This window comes from Metapseudomonas resinovorans DSM 21078, from assembly GCF_000423545.1.
Taxonomy (GTDB): domain Bacteria; phylum Pseudomonadota; class Gammaproteobacteria; order Pseudomonadales; family Pseudomonadaceae; genus Metapseudomonas; species Metapseudomonas resinovorans.
The window spans coordinates 60,408-76,126 of record NZ_AUIE01000010.1 but is presented as its reverse complement, the minus strand read 5'-3'; the positions used below and the strand labels follow the sequence as shown (position 1 = coordinate 76,126).

General features: G+C 61.9%; 14 protein-coding genes. 10 read left to right on the top strand and 4 right to left on the bottom strand.

The genetic code is table 11. From position 1 onward, the window contains the following. Window positions 1-81 precede the first annotated feature (81 nt). Both G559_RS28860 and G559_RS28855 read left to right on the top strand, forming a co-directional pair. Entirely contained in the window at window positions 82-2,133 is a 2,052-nt protein-coding gene (locus G559_RS28860; RefSeq protein WP_081668026.1) for a multicopper oxidase family protein, read from the top strand. Between the two features lie 229 nt (window positions 2,134-2,362). Further along, the gene (locus G559_RS28855) at window positions 2,363-3,631 is read left to right on the top strand and encodes a sensor histidine kinase (RefSeq protein WP_081668024.1); all 1,269 of its coding nucleotides are present in this window, start codon (window positions 2,363-2,365) and stop codon (window positions 3,629-3,631) included. Window positions 3,632-3,747: 116 nt separating this feature from the next. On the opposite strand, the gene G559_RS0111215 is transcribed toward G559_RS28855, so the two are convergent. Continuing rightward, window positions 3,748-4,422, bottom strand: coding sequence for a nitroreductase (locus G559_RS0111215; RefSeq protein ID WP_028628308.1), 675 nt, complete (start codon window positions 4,420-4,422; stop codon window positions 3,748-3,750). A gap of 921 nt (window positions 4,423-5,343) precedes the next feature. On the opposite strand from G559_RS0111215, the gene G559_RS0111200 reads away from it, so the two are divergent. The 5 genes from G559_RS0111200 to G559_RS0111175 all read left to right on the top strand — a co-directional run bounded on the left by G559_RS0111200 (window position 5,344) and on the right by G559_RS0111175 (window position 10,180). Next, entirely contained in the window at window positions 5,344-6,600 is a 1,257-nt protein-coding gene (locus G559_RS0111200) for an OprD family porin (RefSeq protein ID WP_028628306.1), read from the top strand. Further along, complete coding sequence (locus G559_RS30380; RefSeq protein ID WP_155945712.1) at window positions 6,600-7,040, top strand: hypothetical protein; 441 nt, start codon at window positions 6,600-6,602, stop codon at window positions 7,038-7,040. Before G559_RS0111200 ends, G559_RS30380 begins: the two co-directional genes overlap by 1 nt. Before the next feature lie 55 nt (window positions 7,041-7,095). Further along, entirely contained in the window at window positions 7,096-7,647 is a 552-nt protein-coding gene (locus G559_RS0111185; protein WP_051246572.1) for a GNAT family N-acetyltransferase, read from the top strand. A gap of 153 nt (window positions 7,648-7,800) precedes the next feature. Then, entirely contained in the window at window positions 7,801-9,177 is a 1,377-nt protein-coding gene (gene nhaA / locus G559_RS0111180) for a Na+/H+ antiporter NhaA (RefSeq protein ID WP_028628303.1), read from the top strand. A 157-nt stretch (window positions 9,178-9,334) separates the two neighbouring features. Continuing rightward, on the top strand, window positions 9,335-10,180 hold the full coding sequence (locus G559_RS0111175; RefSeq protein WP_028628302.1) for an alpha/beta fold hydrolase: 846 nt from the start codon (window positions 9,335-9,337) through the stop codon (window positions 10,178-10,180). A gap of 18 nt (window positions 10,181-10,198) precedes the next feature. Here the strand turns inward: G559_RS0111175 and G559_RS0111170 are convergent, their stop codons facing one another. Continuing rightward, a complete protein-coding gene (locus G559_RS0111170) occupies window positions 10,199-10,810 on the bottom strand; it encodes a TetR/AcrR family transcriptional regulator (RefSeq protein WP_028628301.1) in 612 nt (203 codons plus the stop codon). Window positions 10,811-10,918: 108 nt separating this feature from the next. On the opposite strand from G559_RS0111170, the gene G559_RS0111165 reads away from it, so the two are divergent. Continuing rightward, window positions 10,919-11,533, top strand: coding sequence for an NAD(P)H-dependent oxidoreductase (locus tag G559_RS0111165; protein WP_028628300.1), 615 nt, complete (start codon window positions 10,919-10,921; stop codon window positions 11,531-11,533). Between the two features lie 14 nt (window positions 11,534-11,547). Here G559_RS0111165 and G559_RS0111160 read toward each other — a convergent pair whose 3' ends face one another. Further along, window positions 11,548-12,327 carry a CHAD domain-containing protein gene (locus G559_RS0111160; RefSeq protein WP_028628299.1) on the bottom strand — a complete coding sequence of 260 codons (780 nt, stop codon included), beginning with the start codon at window positions 12,325-12,327 and terminating at the stop codon, window positions 11,548-11,550. 163 nt (window positions 12,328-12,490) lie between these two features. On the opposite strand from G559_RS0111160, the gene G559_RS0111155 reads away from it, so the two are divergent. Together G559_RS0111155 and G559_RS0111150 are read left to right on the top strand one after the other, a co-directional pair. After that, complete coding sequence (locus G559_RS0111155; protein WP_028628298.1) at window positions 12,491-12,907, top strand: PaaI family thioesterase; 417 nt, start codon at window positions 12,491-12,493, stop codon at window positions 12,905-12,907. A gap of 90 nt (window positions 12,908-12,997) precedes the next feature. Then, the gene (locus G559_RS0111150) at window positions 12,998-15,001 is read left to right on the top strand and encodes a peptidase U32 family protein (protein WP_028628297.1); all 2,004 of its coding nucleotides are present in this window, start codon (window positions 12,998-13,000) and stop codon (window positions 14,999-15,001) included. Between the two features lie 46 nt (window positions 15,002-15,047). On the opposite strand, the gene G559_RS0111145 is transcribed toward G559_RS0111150, so the two are convergent. After that, on the bottom strand, window positions 15,048-15,716 hold the full coding sequence (locus tag G559_RS0111145; protein WP_028628296.1) for a TIGR04211 family SH3 domain-containing protein: 669 nt from the start codon (window positions 15,714-15,716) through the stop codon (window positions 15,048-15,050). Window positions 15,717-15,719: the final 3 nt, after the last annotated feature.

Here is a 15,719-nt window from a genome sequence, read left to right as displayed (position 1 = left end):
ACAAGTGATCAACCCTTCCTCCAGCCAATTGCGGATAAGGGCTCCACCAGTCTCTCGTCCCTTGCATGGGGAGATTTCGATATGATCACGAGACGTCAAGTTTTGCAGTACAGCGCATTCGCCGCAGGCGCTTATCTGCTTCCCGCCCACCCCTTTCTACGTCAGGCCCAGGCGGTCGCACTGCTTTCCAATGTCGGCCTACTGAGCGATCCAGCGCTACAACCCAAGTTCGTCGAGCTTGCACCCAACGCATTGGACCCGGCGTTCCTTTTCAAAGACCTCAACAGTGACGGTCACCCGAGCAAGCTGCCGAACTTCAACATTCGCGTCAGTGAAACCGAGCAGCAGACTGGGCTGATCAACCCGAAGAATGCCAAGAAGCTGTGGACCCGGGTCTGGGGGTACGGAAACAAGACCGTGAGCTGGCCGGGCCAGACCATCCAGGTCGTCAGCAGCTCGGCGGGTGGAGCCGACGAGACTCTGGTGCGCTGGAGGAACGAACTCAAGAGCAGGCAGCACCTGCTTCCTCTCGATACCAATCTGCACTGGTGCTACTCGCTGCACGGCGAACACTCGGCCAACGGCGTCGACTACCGGCAGTTCAGCGTCAGGGAGAATGGCGTACCGATCAGCACCCACCTCCATGGCGGGAACAGCGATTTCCAGTTCGACGGCAATCCCGAGTTCTTCTACAGCCCCTATGCCACGGTAAAAGGGCCGCAGTGGGACTTCGTTGAAGGCGGATTCACCGACCGCTTCCACTACAACAACGCTGTGCCAGCCAACCACCTCTGGTACCACGACCATGCCTTGGGCATTACCCGCCTCAACGTCTATGCAGGCCTCGCGGGCCAGTACTTCGTCCGCGACGAATTCGATACGGGGCGTCAGGACAACCCGTTGAACCTCCCCGCCTATCCGTACGAACTTGCCTATCTCATCCAGGACCGGATGTTCACCGAGAAGGGCGCGTTGTTCTATCCGGCCTTTCCGGGCGATCCCGCCTACGCCGACTTCATCACCGGAGAAGGCGCGATACTACCTCCCGAACTCTTCCCCAACGGTGGCCCGACCGCGCTGGCCGAGTTCTTCGGCGATCATATCGTCGTCAACGGCAAGATCTGGCCCAAGGCCAATGTAGAGCCGCGTCACTATCGCTTGCGCCTGGTGAACGGCTGCGACTCGCGGTTCATGGTGCTCCAGTTCGTAGCAGTCGCTACGCACGTCACGGATCCTAAGCACCCCAGCGCAGGCGCACCTCTGCCCTTCTGGGTCATTGGCAGCGATCAGGGACTTGGCACTCCGCGCCAGACCGACACCCTGGTGTTCGAGCCAGGCGGACGCTATGACGTCGTCGTCGACTTCTCGCAGGTCCCCGCCGGTAGCCGTGTCATCATGAAAAACCTCGGGGGCGATACGCCGTTTGGCGGCGCCTTCGGTGATGAGCTTGCCCCGGAAGACCTGTTCGACGATCGCCAAACCGACCGGGTCATGGCCTTCGATGTGGTCAAGCCGAAATCCGGGGTGCCGGATACCTTCAACCCGGTCAGCCTCCCCAGTTATGCGGGCGTATCCGGCGGTGCCTCGACCCGCAGGGTCGCACTCTTCGAAGGCATGGATGGATTCGGGCGGCTCCAGCCTCTGCTGGGCACCGTCAAGGATGGCAACCTCAACGCCACGAATGTCGCCACCGCGTACGCGTGGTTCCAACCCACAACCGAAACTCCGGGCGTAGACACCACGGAGATCTGGGAGATCTACAACTTCACCGCCGACGCACACCCGGTCCACCTGCATCTGGTCAACTTCGAGATCCTCGACCGACAAGTATTCGAATACCAGGTCACCGGCTCGCAGATGACGCATCAGCACGACGGTATGACCGGCGAGGCACCGGAAATTTCCTTCGTCACAAATTTTGCCCCAGCTCCCGTTGGACCGGAGTACTTCGAGGCGGCCCCCAGGGACATGGTCATCGCGTTGCCGGGAAACCCCGAGCCCGAGTCCGGCAATCCCACGGGCCAGATGGTTCGGGTAAAAGCCCACTTCAACAAGTCAGGGCAGTATGTATGGCACTGCCACATCCTCTCCCATGAGGACCACGAGATGATGCGGATACTTCAGGTGGTTTGAACGATGCGGTAACTGGACGGCCCCACTGCCCCCAGCCATCCCTGCGACTGTCGATGGACCCTCGGACGCAGGGATCCGGGAAGCATTGAGGCAAGCGTTCTCGCCAGCGACCGTTGATCCTGCGTGGGTGGCTCTGCATCGCCTGGTGCATGCTCACGGCTCAGCGTCTCCGCTGCCCAGCCTAAAATGTGCAACATGACCGCAACGGGTCGTTGCTTGGTGGCTACCGATGAAAAACCGTAGTTCGATACGCGGCCGAATGGTCGCTGCCTTTGTGCTGTTAGCGGCGATCATTGGTGGAGTATTCGCCGGCTCAGCTTTCTTCGTGATCGAGGAGATCGAGAGCCAACTAATCGATAAGCGCCTGGTTCGAGTAACCGAACTCTGGACCGAAGGCTTGAACAGCACAGCTCAGCTGCAGGCGAGTGACCTGAGTTTCTTCGTCGGTCAGCAGCTGCCACAGTCTTTGCGGAGCTTGAACTCGGGGATCCATGAGTTGCGTCTAAACGGACGGACTTTGCACGTGTTGATTGGCGAGTCGGATGGCCAGCGCTATGCCGTCGTGGATGACCAAAGCGACTTCGAAGCGATTGAAGACCGCACTTATATTGCCTTGAGCCTGGCGTTTCTGGGCGGCCTCGCATTGGCGTTACTCGTTGGGCGGGCCAGTGCAAGCAGGGTGATTCTGCCCCTGACCGAACTGGCCTCCGCAGTTCAGGATGAGCAGCGAGAGGAAAGGCTTCCCGGGCTCGATGCAACTGACGAGCTCGGCGTATTGGCCCGTGCGATCGAGGATCGCACTAATCAACTTAACCAGGCCCTCCAGCGCGAGCGTTGGTTCACGGCTGACGTCAGTCATGAACTGCGCAGTCCGCTGACTATTTTGCTCGGCGCAGCGGAAGCCCTGAGGCGGCGGTTGAAGGATCATCCCAAATTGCAGGCGATGACCGAGTGCATTCGGCAAAACGCTGCGGACATCGCCCAACAAATGGGCGCCTTGTTGGAACTGGCGCGGGTGCCCGAGAGTAGCCACCTTTTCCGTATAGCCTTGCGCCCGCTGATTGAGCAGGAACTGCAGCGCTGCCAGCCGCTGCTGCTGGGAAAACCTGTGGAGATCGAGTTTATCGCGACTGATGACGTGCTCGTCCCCGCCATTCCGGAGTTGGTTTCCATTGCGGTGAGCCACCTCCTTCGTAATGCCTGCTTGCACACTGAAAGGGGGGTAATAACCATACATTTGAGCGCTGGAGGGATCGCAATCGAGGACAACGGGACCGGGGTAGTTGACGCCCCCAACAGGGGACCCTTCAAACGACCAACATCCGCTCATGGCGAAACCAGTAGCGGGCCTGGTTTGAATTTGTCCATCGTCAAGCGAGTGGCAGATCACTTGGGTTGGGCGGTGCGCCATACGTCAGCGACTTCGGGAGGTAACCGATACGTCCTGGAGTTCGACATTAGACACAGCCAGGCGTTGCAGATGGCGTTTGCAGGCTGAAGTCGTCAGTGAGTCGATGTGCTATCGGGGCCTCGGATAACGCCTGGGGTATGTCTCCACCCTTCCCTCCCGTGAACACAGCCCCGAAATGACCGCACGGCTAAGCCCGGCCCCCGTCAATCAAATCCCTTGAGGACAGCAAACTCCTCCACCGGCGCGCGCTCGGAGCGCAAATTGTTCACCGCCGCCGACGGATCCGCATAGCCTAGAGCCATGCCGCAATAAACCAACTCCTGCTCCGGCAGCCCTAAGTGCCGATGCAGGCTTTGGCGCACCATCGCCCACGCCTCCTGCATGCAGGTCGATAGCCCCTGCTCTTCCGCTGCCAGTGCCAACGATTGCATGAACATGCCCAGATGCGCCCACTGGCCGTGCCCCATGGCGCGGTCGATGACGAAGAACAGCCCGACTGGCGCTCCGAAGAACTGGTAGTTGCGCACCACCGCGCGCAGCCGTGCGGCCTTGTCTTCACGCGGTATGCCCATCAGTGCATAGAGGTCTTCGCCGACTCGATAACGACGTGTCCGGTAGGGTTCGGCCAACCCTTCCGGATAGATGGGGTAGTCACCCGCTTCGCCCCTTGGGTTGCGCGCCAGGGTTTCCATGGCCAGGCGTTCCACGGCAAGTTTTTCGGCGCCGCTGACCGCTATCACCTTCCATGGCTGCAGGTTGCCCCCCGAGGGCGACCAGCGCGCCGTTTCCAGCAAGTCCAGGACCTGTTGCGCAAGGACGGGTTTGTCACTGAACGCGCGGACAGAAATGCGCTTCTTCAGGAGTTCGGCTACGGACATGGTCTGTTTTCCTGGCGGGTTCAACGGCAGTCAACTCGAGATCGGTTCGAACATCAATACCCTGGTGAGGCACAGCCCTCATTTCCTCAATGAGCCCACCTTCATACTGGCAGCGGGCGAACAACTGCACCTTGCCTGCGTCTGCAAGAGCGTTCAGTGACTGTTTCCAGAAATAAAAAAAGGCCGCCTTGGGCAAGGCGGCCATTAAATAAAACCAAAGGAATGATGAAGCGGAGCAGCCGATCGCACTTCTTGGGGGAGGACCAGAAAGTGCGTCCGGCCAATATCTTCATCGGGGCCCAGTTTACTGGTTTCACCTCGACGCCCAAATCAAACGCCTTGATAGCAACTATTGATGACGACCCATGGGAAACTTTCGATTTAGCTGTTATCCACTCCGCCGACAGCACTTTTCGGGGCTTGACAACTTGTTACCAATTGGTATTCAGGAGGTAAAAAATGCATGTGAATCAACACATTAAGCTGAATGTCAATGCTCATGGCAATTTTGCAAACCTCCCTATCGCATTTACAGGATCCAGACAACCCCTGCATGGCTACACGCATAAAAAAAGCCGCCTCCGAAGAGGCGGCCTAAATCAAAGAGTAACTCGATGAAGCATCTGCCAACTCACACAAACGATTGTGCAAGTTCATCCTTCATCAGGCGCAGGATACCCGTACTGTAAATTTCGTAAACATTGATATCATTGATACATGAAATTGATGATTACAGTTTTTTCAGTTACCCGAACCGTGATAACTGTTTGCGCGCATCGCGTCGGCACAGCCGGCCACCAGAACGATAATGAATGGATATGCTTGTCAGGGCCGGGCAGTGTCGCTGTTCCTGGTCATTGATAGCGCCTTGAATTCCTGCCAATCCCAATACCAACAAAGCGACCATCAGGAGCACCCGTGATGCAATTCAATCCTCTGAGCGCCCTGGCACTGGCGGTTTCCGCCGCCATCAGCCTGCCCGCCCTCGCCAGCGAGCAATCCGAATCCAAGGGCTTCGTCGAAGACGCCAGCGCGACCTTGCTGCTGCGCAACGCCTACTTCAACCGTGACTTCAAGGACCGCACCAACGACGCCAAGACCTGGGGCCAGGGTTTCATCGGCACCTTCGAATCCGGTTTCACCCAGGGCACCGTCGGTTTCGGCGTCGACGCCTACGGCTTGCTCGGCGTGAAGCTGGACAGTGGCCGGGGCCGCAACTACAGCGCCTTCTTCGATACCGACAGCGATGGCCATCCGGTGGACGACCTCTCTGAAGCCGGTGGCGTGCTCAAGCTGCGCGTCTCCAACACCGTGCTCAAGTACGGTAACCAGTTCCCCAACCTGCCCGTACTCGCCCATGACGACAGCCGCCTGCTGCCCCAGGCCTTCACCGGCACCCTGGTTACCAGCAAGGAAATCGAGGGCCTGGAACTGAACGTCGGCCGCTTCACCGGCGACAGCCCCATGGGCGACCCGGCGCGCGACCCCAACCGCCTGAAGAGCATCGATGTGATCGGCGGCAGCTACGCGGTCAGTGATGATCTCAGTGTGTCGCTCTACCACTCCGACGTGGAGGACATGTACAAGAAGTACTACGCCAACCTGAACTACAACATCCCGTTCAGCGATGAGCAGGCGCTGAACTTCGACTTCAACATCTACCGCACCAAGTACGACGACGGTTCTGTGGCCGCACTGGCCTTCGGCGGTGATGGCCAGGACGACAAGAACACCCTCTGGAGCCTGGCAGCCAAGTACAGCATCGGCGCCCACGCGTTCATCGTGGCCCACCAGCGCAATACCGGCGATGCCGGCTATGCCTACGACTTCGGCGACGGTGGCAGCACCATCTACGTGGCCAACTCCTACTACTCCGACTTCAACCTGGAAGACGAACAGTCCTGGCAGGCCAGCTACGAGCTGGACTTCAGCACCTATGGCGTACCGGGCCTGAGCTACAAGTTCGCCTACGTGCGCGGCACCGATATCGTCGCCGGCGGCGAGAACGACGGTACCGAGCGCGAGATCTTCAACCAGTTCAAGTACGTGGTGCAGGACGGCCCGGCCAAGGACCTCTCCTTCAAGCTGCGCAACTCCATCTACCGCGCCGACAATCAGGTAGGCCCGGACCTCAACGAAGTCCGCGCCTTCATCGAGTACCCGCTCAGCATTCTCTGATGCGCACGGTCGCGCCGGTTCACCGGCGCGACTCCATTCTCCGGCGTTGCGAGGAAATCCATTGGACGCCGCTAACGTCTGGCATTGTCCTTGCCACTGCCCTGCCCCTTTTCATCGTGCCCTGCTTTCCGCTGGCTGCCAGCACGCCCGGACGGGATTCTGATCAGTTGATACACCAGACGGTCGACGGTACTGCGCATGCGGTCGATCCAGCCGCGCAAACCGGTCCGCCTGGCCGTTGGAACGGCAGCGGAACGAAGGGGAATTATCTTGGCCATGTCGAACCTCCTGATGATCATCTGGTTGATGACACCAGCGTGCACCCGGGTATCGACCGTCGAATTGACCCGCCGCAAATGAACATGATGTATCGACTGCGATACCTGCTGTTCGTCAGCCAATGGGACGACGCCAGCGATTGCTTGATCCCGATCAAATGAGCGCAGTTGGGGTGGCGTAGAAGTCAAAGCCGGTATCACGAACGGAGTACGCAGCATGTCCACCCAGTCTATCGCCGACATCCCCGCCGTATCTGCCGAAGACCACTGGGTCGAACCCCTCGAGGATGGCACTCACGTGCTGATTCGACCCTTGCGCCCGGAGGACCGCGAGCGGGAGGTCGAGTTCATCCGCAACCTGTCCCCTGAAACCCGGCATTTCCGATTTCTGTGCGCGATCAAGGAAGCAAGCCCCGCCTTGCTCGAACGCCTGATGGACGTCGATTACCAGCGCAGGATGGCGTTCGTCGCGCTCGTCCACCAGGACGGCAAGCTGGTCGAAGTCGGTATCTGTCGTTATGCCGACACCGCTGAACCAGGCCAATGCGAATGCGCGGTAACGGTGGCTGACGGCTGGCAGGAGCGTGGGCTTGGCGCCGTCCTGATGCGCCACCTCATCCAGGCTGCCCGCGAGAATGGCTTCAAGGAAATGTACTCGATGGATGCCGCAGCGAACGCGCCCATGCACGCCCTCGCCCGGGAACTGGGTTTCCAATGCAACCGGGACCCGCAGGACTCGGCCCAAGTGATCTACAGCTTGCTGCTGTGAAGGACGAGGCGTCCCCCTTGGATGAAGGGACGGGAAAGTGGGCTAGTCAAATCGGCGAAGGCGCTGTAGCTTACGTGCCGGGTGTCTGGTTGTTGCCAGACAGGTTTCATGTGTAGGTCGGGCCGCCGCACAAGCTGCTGAGTATTAGCGACCATGAACCAAGCCCCTTCCCCCAAGGTGCTGCCGGCTGCGCAGCGCATTGCCGACAAGGCATTCTCCGTACTTGATAAATTCCTCCACACCGAGGCCACCAGCGGCATCGTCCTGCTGATTGCGGCGGCCGTTGCACTGGCCTGGGCAAACTCGCCCTATGCCAGTGGCTACGAACATTTGTGGCACCTGCCGCTGTCATTCGGGCTGGGTGATTTCGTCATCTCGAAGTCGCTGCATTTCTGGATCAACGATGCCCTGATGACGGTGTTCTTCCTGGTGGTCGGCATGGAAATTCGCCGGGAAATCCACGAAGGCGCACTGGCCAACATCAAGCTGGCCGCCTTGCCGATGGTTGCTGCGTTTGGCGGGGTCGTAGTACCCGCCCTGCTGTATCTCTCGCTCAACAATGCCGATGGCTTGCGCCAGGGCTGGGCGGTCCCGACGGCCACCGACATCGCCTTCGCGGTGGGCGTGCTGGCCCTGCTCGGGCGCTCGGTACCCGCTTCGGTGCGCATCTTCCTGCTCGCTCTGGCCATCATCGACGACATCGTCGCGGTGCTGATCATCGCGCTGTTCTACTCAGGCGGCCTGGACCCGGAGGGATTCGTCATCGCCGCAGCGGGAATCCTGCTGGTGCTGGGCCTGCAGCGCATCGGAATCGGTTCGGCCTATGCCTACCTGCTACCCGGTGCGTTGCTCTGGTTCGGCCTGCTGAAAACCGGCGCCCACCCCACGCTGGCGGGTGTGGTGCTGGGCCTGATGACACCCGTCCGCCCGGCCAAGCTCACGGAGCCGCCGTTGCAAACGGCAACCCGTGCCATCAGTGATCTTGCCGCGCGCGAACATCATGCGAACGGCGATTCCGCAGAGCTGATGCAACCCATCAAACAGCTCCGCCAGGCCCAGCGCGAGCTCCTGCCCCCTGTAACACGCATACAACTGGCGTTGCACCCCTGGGTCGCCTTTCTGGTGATGCCGCTGTTCGCCTTGGCCAACGCCGGGGTGAGCCTCGATGGCGTGGATCTCGGTGAGGCGGACTCCCTGGCGGTGCTTTCCGGTGTCGCGCTGGCCCTGGTCGTGGGCAAGCCGCTGGGGGTCCTGTGTACCAGTTGGCTGATGGTTCGACTGGGCTGGTGCATCCTGCCGCCAGGCATGACCTGGTCCTGGATGGCACTGATCGGCTGCCTGGCCGGGATCGGCTTCACCATGTCGATCTTCATCGCCAATCTCGCCTTCACCCAGCAGGACCTGTTGAGCGCCGCCAAGCTCGGTGTCCTGGCGGCCTCCGTTGTAGCGGGCGTCATCGGCCTGGCCTATGGACGCGTACTGGCAGCCCGCGCACGAGCGATCGGCGGTCACGGCCCGGCTGAGCACTGAGGAACCGCTCGACGACTCCAGTCCGCCGCCGGAGCCTGGTCTACCCTGCATGGTTGCCACCATTGCATTGCGGACCAGGTGTTGCGGCCGCGGAGCGCACTGGCGGCATTTCCGCCATTCCTGGTCCAGCCGCTCAACGCCGAGAAGGAGCCACGTCATGCCGAACGCCCAATCCGCCAGTCAGGTGCCCAACCAGTTCATTGAATGCAATGGCCGCCGTCTGGCCTACAGGGTGATCGGCGAAGGCACGCCGATGGTCCTGTGCCTGCGTTTTCGCGGTGTCATGGATTCGTGGGATCCCGCCTTTCTCGACGAACTCGCGGAACTGGGCTTCAAGGTGCATGTGTTCGACTACAGTGGCCTGGGCCTGTCTGGAGGTACGCGCACCTATGACCCGGCATCGCTGGCGCGCGACACACTCGAACTGATCAACGCCTTGGGGCTGAGCAGGGTCGTGCTCGGCGGCTGGTCCCTGGGCGGCATTGCTGCACAGGTGGCCATGCTGCAAGCGCCGCAACTGGTCAGCCATCTTGTACTGATCGGCACTACGCCCCCCGGCCAACTGGTGAAAACCGGCGAGGCGCTGTTCTACGAACTGGCACGTCGGGAAAACGACTTCGAGGATTTCGTGAAGCTCTTCTTCGAACCGGCGTCGGCTGCCAGCCGCGACGCCGCCGTACGCTCCGCCGAGCGCATCGCTGCACGCCAGGACGGGCGATGCCCCGAGGTACCCCATGAATGGGCCGGCCAGCAGTTGGGGGATGGGCCGCGCAATCCGATGTTCCCTCTGCAGCCTGCGCTGGATGCGCTTTGCACAACCAGCACACCGGTCCTGCATCTCGGCGGCGACCATGACATCGTATTCCCGGTCGAGAACTGGCACGCACTGAGCCGCGCGCTCCCCACCCTGCACCTGGTGACGCTGCCAAGCACAGGCCATGGGCCGCACCTGCAGTACCCGCACGCCAGCGCCAGGCACATAGCGGCTTTCGTTGCGGGCTGAGGAGAATCAGGGCCGGGATCAGCCCCGCTGGGCACTGCGCTCGACCATGGCCACGATGGTTTCGCGGAGTTCGTCCTGCGCTTCCTGCGGCGTGATTTCCCCGGTGGCGGCGGCATGGGACAGCGCCTCCGCCGCCCCCAACATCGCTCGCAAGCCTGCTGTGGCAACACCGTTTCCGCCAGCGAATGGCACCAAGGCGTTGCGGCATTTCTCCAGGAACACCGATTCAAACCCGCATTTGATGGACTCAAGCTCCGGCGAGCCAGCCAGTGCCGCGATCACGCCAGGGATCTCGCGGCCCTGGAGCAGCACGCACTCGACATAGGACGAGGCGATTACCCCCGCCCTGCCCTGCAAACTCTCCTCACTGGCCTGTAGTGCGGCATCCATCGCTGCCGTCTGGCGTGCATCGAACTCCATGAACAGCGCTGCAAGCAGCCCCGCCCGGGTACCGAAATGGTCGTAAACCACCGGTTTGGTAACGCCGGCCTGCTCGGCCAGCCGGCCCAGGGACAGGGCGTCGGTGCCCTCCTCCCGGATCAACTGCCAGGCCGTATCCAGCAGCTGTCGCTGCCGCTCTTCCCTGGATAAACGGCGACGCGGACGCGTTTGATCTTCATGTGTTGACACGGAAAACCTACCGAAAGTAACTTACCAATCGTAACTTACTGAAAGTAACTTGCGCTCAGCATATCGAGCGCGTCTCTCAGCCGCAATCAGCCTCTTGGAGTTCTTACCATGCATGCCCTGATCGTCGTTGCCCATCACGATCCCCGCTCGCTCACCCACAGCCTCGCATCACAGGTCGCCGCAGGCTTGGGCCTGGCCGGCCACAGCGCCGAGATCGGCGATCTCGCCCAGGAAGGTTTCGACCCGAGGTTCAACCTCGCGGACCATGCCGTCCACCGCCACCAGGTAGCACCGCCTGCCGATGTAGCCGCCGAACAAGCCCGCATCGACCGGTCCGACGCCCTGGTGCTGGTCTTCCCTGTGTATTGGTGGTCGATGCCAGGGCTGCTCAAGGGCTGGATCGACCGCGTGTTCGCCAACGGCTGGGCGTTTGAGTACAGCCTGGAAGGCGGCCTGACGAAGAAACTGCGAAACCTCAAGGTTCACCTGATTGGCGTGGCCGGCGCGGATGCCGGCACCTTCGAGCGGCATGGCTATAGCCAGGCCATGAAGACGCAGATCGATCACGGGATATTCGACTACTGCGGTGCCCGCGTGCTGACCTCCGAATTGTTCTTCGAATCGGAGTCCAGCGACCCGGTGCCTCACCTGGAGGCCGCGCGCTCCATCGGCCTCAGGTTGTTCGAGGTTACTCCGCAGCGCGAAATGGCTGGCGTCGCTTGAATAGCCAGGGCGCCCTACCCTCCGGTGGGCGCCTGTTCCGCCAGGGACTCCGCGAGGATCGAAAGCTCGACTTCGGCGGCCTTCAGTTCCGCCTCGCCGGCGATTTCCCAGCGATCCTTGAGCACCAGCAGATCCGCCTCCTGGTCGGCCTTGAGGCACCACTGGAAGTGGTCGTGCCAATCCCCCAGGGCGGATTGCACGGCCTTCAGGGCCGGGACGGCGTCATGGGGAATGGGTGAGAGCTTCGGGTATGCCTCATGGACGTAGCGCATTCGCTTGACCAGCAGACGCAGCGCATGGCGGTCGAACGCAGGATTGGCCAGTGCTTCGCGTAGACGCTGTAACTGCCGCTGCAGGCGAATCCGTACCCGGTCGCGGAGCTTGTCCAGTTCGCCCTGTCTATCGGCCTCGCGCATCCGCGCCGGCCAGCCATCCAGCACGGCCATGAAGCGTTGCACCGTGGCGCTGTTCTCGATAACGGCATAGCGGGATTCGAGCAGGTGCTTGCGCCGTTCTGCCTGGTCATGGAAGCCCTGCCGCTGCAGTTCGGCGATCAGCACCTCGAGGTCGCGCACCGGCGTGGTCAAGCGGCCTACGTCAGCCGCGGCGGCATCCAGCTCCCTCGCAGCCTCCAGTCGGCGCATGGGCCGCAGGAGGCTGCGCAACTTGCGCAGGTTGATTCGCAGGTCGTGGAGCGCCTCGTCATCGGTCCGGCAGGCCAGGCGCGCATAGGCGTGATGAATCCCGACTTCCAGCACCAGAACCTGAGCGACGATCGAATCGATGAAAGACATCCCGGCTACCCTTCGAAACCAAGTCCGGGGAGCTTAGTCGAGGAACATGAGCGTGTTATTGCACGAGATCAAATACGCCTCTGGCGGCTGAGGCAGCGGACATGGACAGGCCGGGATGGTTGTGGCAGCGTCCGCTCGACCATGGCACACCAGGGAGTCCGGAATGGCCGACAAGAAAGAAGCGATAGCCCGATTCATCCAGCAGGAATTTCCCCAGACCCGCGTCGTGGTCGAAGCCGTGGGCGACCGCAGCGCCCGGGTTTCGCAGGAGGTGGGCGAGTCTGACTTGCGCCCTGGCGGCACCGTCTCCGGCCCCACCTTGATGGCGATTGCCGACGTGGCGCTCTACATCGCCCTGCTGGGCGAGATCGGCATCGTGCCGCTCGCGGTCACCACCAGCCTGACCATCAACTTCCTGCGCAAGCCCGAAGCACGCAAACGCGTGATTGGCGAGTGCCAGCTGATGAAGGTCGGCAAGACCCTGGCCGTAGGAGAGGTTTCACTCTATTCGGAGGGCCTCGATGAACCGGTGGCCCACGTGGTGGGCACCTACTCGATTCCTCCAGCCCGCCTCACCTGACCCTCGACCGCCATCCGGCACCCGATGGATGCCCGGGTGGCGCATGCCCGCTACAATGCGCCACTTGCACCCGTGCCGAACGTGATTGACATGCCTCTGCCAAAAAACCAATTAGAACTGCTCAGCCCCGCCCGTGACGTCAACATTGCCCGCGAGGCCATCCTGCATGGCGCCGACGCCGTGTACATCGGCGGCCCGAGTTTCGGTGCGCGCCACAACGCCTGCAATGAAGTAGCGGATATCGCCAAACTGGTCGAGTTCGCCCACCAGTTTCATGTGCGGGTGTTCGTCACCATCAACACCATCCTTCATGACGACGAGCTGGAACCGGCACGCAAGCTGATCCACCAGCTCTACGACGCTGGCGTCGACGCGCTGATCGTGCAGGACATGGGCGTGCTCGAACTGGATATCCCGCCAATCGAGTTGCACGCCAGCACCCAGACCGACATCCGCACGCTGGAACGGGCCAAGTTCCTCGACCAGGCCGGCTTCTCCCAACTGGTGCTGGCCCGCGAGCTGAACCTCAAGCAGATCCGCGCCATTGCCGATGAAACCGACGCGGCCATCGAATTCTTCATTCACGGTGCGCTCTGCGTCGCCTTCTCCGGGCAGTGCAACATCTCTCACGCCCAGACCGGCCGCAGCGCCAACCGCGGCGACTGCTCCCAGGCCTGCCGCCTGCCCTACACCCTGAAAGACGACCAGGGTCGCGTGGTGGCGTTCGAGAAGCACCTGCTGTCGATGAAGGACAATAACCAGAGCGCCAACCTCAGCGCCCTGGTCGATGCCGGCGTGCGCTCCTTCAAGATCGAAGGACGCTACAAGGACGCGAGCTACGTCAAGAACATCACCGCTTACTACCGCCAGCGCCTGGACGGCATCCTCGCCGAGCGCCCGGACCTCGCCCGCGCCTCCAGTGGCCGTACCGACCACTTCTTCGTGCCGGACCCGGACAAGACCTTCCACCGGGGCAGCACCGATTACTTCGTCACCGAACGCAAGATCGACATCGGCGCCTTCGACACCCCGACCTTCACCGGCCTGCTGGTTGGCGAAGTGGAGAAAGTCGGCAAGCGCGACCTGATCGCCGTGACCCGCGAGCCGCTGTCCAACGGCGACGGCCTCAACGTGCTGGTCAAGCGCGAAGTGGTGGGTTTCCGCGCCAACATCGCCGAGCTCAAGGATGAGTTCGAGGAAGACGGCGAGAAGCGCTGGCGCTACCGCGTCGAGCCCAACGAGATGCCGGCCGGGCTCTTCCGTCTGCGCCCGAACCACCCGCTTTCCCGCAACCTGGACCACAACTGGCAACAGGCCTTGCTGAAGACCTCCGCCGAGCGCCGCATTGGCGTCGAGTGGAAGGCCACCCTGCGCGAAGCGCGCCTGGAACTGGTCGCTACCAGCGAAGAAGGCGTGAGCGCGTCGGTCACACTGGACGGCCCGTTCGGCGCAGCGAACAAGCCCGAACAGGCCCTGGAACAACTGCACGACCTGCTCGGTCAGTTAGGCACCACCCAGTACTACGCCGAGAAGATCGAGCTGGATGCCCCGCAGGCATTCTTCATCCCCAACTCACAGCTCAAGGCCCTGCGCCGCGAAGCCATCGAGGCCCTGACCGCTGCCCGCGTTGCCGCCCATCCGCATGGATACCGCAAGGCCGTCAGCGTGCCGCCGCCGGTCTACCCCGAGGCGCACCTGTCGTTCCTCTACAACGTCTACAACCAGAAAGCGCGCGACTTCTACCACCGCTACGGCGTGCAACTGATCGACGCGGCCTACGAGGCCCATGAAGAGGCCGGCGAAGTGCCGGTGATGATCACCAAGCACTGCCTGCGCTTCTCCTTCAACCTGTGCCCGAAACAGGCCAAGGGCGTCACGGGCGTGCGCACCAAGGTGGCGCCGATGCAACTGGTCCACGGCGACGAAGTGCTGACCCTGAAATTCGACTGCAAACCCTGCGAGATGCATGTGGTGGGCAAGATGAAGGGGCACATTCTCGACCTGCCTCAACCGGGCAGCGCAGCGAGCAGCGTCGTCGGCCAGATCACCCCCGATGACCTGCTGAAGACCATCCGCCACCGCGCGCCGCACTGAGTTGCGGCGCGCACCGCCAAGGAAGGCCGATGGGCTTCTCGCGTCGTCAGACCCACTGATCGTTACGCTTGCGCCGCACCCTCAGCATGGTCGGCAGGATCAGACCGACGAGCAGCCCGGCACCGGCGATGCTGCCGCCGTAAACCATGTAGCGCATCAATACCTGCTTGTTCTCCTCACCCAGTTGCGCCTGCGCATCGCGCAATTCGGTGCGGGCCTGAGTCAGTTCGGCGTCCAGTGCCGAGCGTGCTGCCTGCAATTCGTCGATCAGCTTCTTGCGCGCGTCGAGCGTCTCCTGCATGCCTTGCACACGGGTCTTCCAGGTGCCGTCGATACCTTCCAGTTCGGCGGTTAGCTCGGCCACCTTCTGTTCGAGTTGAGGCAGGCGCTCGGTCTGGCCGGGCACTTCCTGCAGGTCGCGACTGGGAATCCACACGGTGCTGCCGTTCTCACCGCGCACCTGGCTGTAGTCCCCCTGGGTCGTCAACAACTCAACCTTCTGCCCTGAAGTGAGCGTACCGACAATGCGGTAGCCATCGGTCGGGCCGCTGCGCACGTAAGTAGTCAGGCTGTCGCTTACCCAGCGCACGTTGCCGGCGGGCTCCTCGGCCTGGGCCGGCGCACCCGCCGTCAGCAGGCCACCCAACAAGAGGGCAGCGAAGGCGCGAGGCTGGAACGGAGAAACACCGGCGGAGAAATGACGGGATAGGGGCATGGG

Coding starts and splice junctions, on each gene's coding strand:
- G559_RS28860 (WP_081668026.1), top strand. CDS start 82: ATGATCACGAGACGTCAAGTTTTGCAGTACAGCGCATTCGCCGCAGGC.
- G559_RS28855 (WP_081668024.1), top strand. CDS start 2,363: ATGAAAAACCGTAGTTCGATACGCGGCCGAATGGTCGCTGCCTTTGTG.
- G559_RS0111215 (WP_028628308.1), bottom strand. CDS start 4,422: ATGTCCGTAGCCGAACTCCTGAAGAAGCGCATTTCTGTCCGCGCGTTC.
- G559_RS0111200 (WP_028628306.1), top strand. CDS start 5,344: ATGCAATTCAATCCTCTGAGCGCCCTGGCACTGGCGGTTTCCGCCGCC.
- G559_RS30380 (WP_155945712.1), top strand. CDS start 6,600: ATGCGCACGGTCGCGCCGGTTCACCGGCGCGACTCCATTCTCCGGCGT.
- G559_RS0111185 (WP_051246572.1), top strand. CDS start 7,096: ATGTCCACCCAGTCTATCGCCGACATCCCCGCCGTATCTGCCGAAGAC.
- nhaA (WP_028628303.1), top strand. CDS start 7,801: ATGAACCAAGCCCCTTCCCCCAAGGTGCTGCCGGCTGCGCAGCGCATT.
- G559_RS0111175 (WP_028628302.1), top strand. CDS start 9,335: ATGCCGAACGCCCAATCCGCCAGTCAGGTGCCCAACCAGTTCATTGAA.
- G559_RS0111165 (WP_028628300.1), top strand. CDS start 10,919: ATGCATGCCCTGATCGTCGTTGCCCATCACGATCCCCGCTCGCTCACC.
- G559_RS0111160 (WP_028628299.1), bottom strand. CDS start 12,327: ATGTCTTTCATCGATTCGATCGTCGCTCAGGTTCTGGTGCTGGAAGTC.
- G559_RS0111155 (WP_028628298.1), top strand. CDS start 12,491: ATGGCCGACAAGAAAGAAGCGATAGCCCGATTCATCCAGCAGGAATTT.
- G559_RS0111150 (WP_028628297.1), top strand. CDS start 12,998: ATGCCTCTGCCAAAAAACCAATTAGAACTGCTCAGCCCCGCCCGTGAC.
- G559_RS0111145 (WP_028628296.1), bottom strand. CDS start 15,716: ATGCCCCTATCCCGTCATTTCTCCGCCGGTGTTTCTCCGTTCCAGCCT.